General features: G+C 62.9%; 1 protein-coding gene and 1 riboswitch. The gene reads right to left on the bottom strand.

Going from position 1 to position 1171, the window contains the following annotated elements:
- Positions 1-338: TonB-dependent receptor (locus tag C5O18_RS09975; RefSeq protein WP_146089353.1), on the bottom strand; the 338-nt coding region annotated here is incomplete at its 3' end.
- Between the two features lie 117 nt (positions 339-455).
- Positions 456-642: riboswitch (cobalamin riboswitch) on the bottom strand.
- Between the last annotated feature and the right edge of the window lie 529 nt (positions 643-1171).

The raw sequence follows: 1171 nt of genomic DNA, 5'->3' as shown, positions 1-1171 counted from the left end.
CCCTGGTTGGCATCGTTGACGCGCACGCCATCGACCAGAATGAGCACCTGGTTGGACTTGAAGCCGCGAATGAACACGCCGGTGGTGGTCAGCGGGCCGCCGTTGGCGGGTATGGAGACGCCGGCAGCTCGGCTAAGCAGACTGGCCAGGGAGTCGGGCTGGGTACGTTCTATATCGGCCCGGGTGATAACGGTGGCGGCATCCAGCTGGCTGCTGTTGCCGGCAAGAGAGCGATCAGCGGTAACCACTGTTTCGGGCAGTGCGGTTTCTGCGGCCAGTGCCATGCCGGCGATCATGAGCGACAGCGGTGCGAGCGCAAAAGGCAGAATCTTCTTCATTTTTCGGGTGTCTCCATGCTGTCTGCATCCCCGCAGAACAGGTGTCGGGATGAGTCGGCACGGAGGGATGGCGGGCGGAAGGGCGCGCACGGGCTCCGGATGAGCGCCCGCCGCGCCGACCGTTGTCCTTCCGAGCCGGTCTCCGGGCTGGCTGGTGCGGCAGGCGCCGCGGACATTCGCCTTCCCGTCCGCGGACAGTGGCATGTGAATGTCTTGACCAGTTTCACCGTTGCGGGGGCAGCGTCGGATTGGCACCGACTTCCCGTCTGCCTGGAGCAGGCAGACCAGCGCAGGGCNCGGAAGGTGCGCAATTGTCTGACGACGGGCAAGGACTTGTCCATGCGCCCGTGGCGCCGGTCGGATCGCCGGCGGAATCCTGACGGACGGCATTGACGCGACTGTCCCGTATTGTTCATATACCTGACAGTTGTCTGATTACGCCGGGCGGGTGTGCCTGTGCCGGCGCCGAAAGCTTGCGGCGCCCGGGTTTGACGGATTCTGCTGAGCAGCGGTGTCCTTGGATGTAGTCTCTGCAGCCAGCGCAAGCTGGCTTTTTTTTTGCCCATTTTTTGCCGGTGTGGCAGCTTTCAACATTGCAACTTGTCCGGGGGACCATTACAAATCCAGCTGGTTACACAACAACAACAAAAGGTGGGGTGCCATGCTTGATTCCAGGTTTCCGGCGCAGGGACGTCCGTTTCCTATCCTGAAGGCGCTGGTCGCCGCCATGTCGGTGCAGCTGGCGGGCACGGCACAGGCCGCGACATTCAGCTTCGCCGATGGCGATGGCTCCATCACTTTCGACAGCACCTTCTCCGCGGGCCTGCTGATGC

Origin of the sequence: Amnimonas aquatica, from assembly GCF_002943415.1 — a bacterium.
In the GTDB taxonomy this organism is placed as follows: Bacteria; Pseudomonadota; Gammaproteobacteria; order Pseudomonadales; family Moraxellaceae; genus Perlucidibaca; species Perlucidibaca aquatica_A.
Note: the sequence above shows the minus strand (reverse complement) of the source record. Positions and strands in the feature narration are given on the sequence as shown.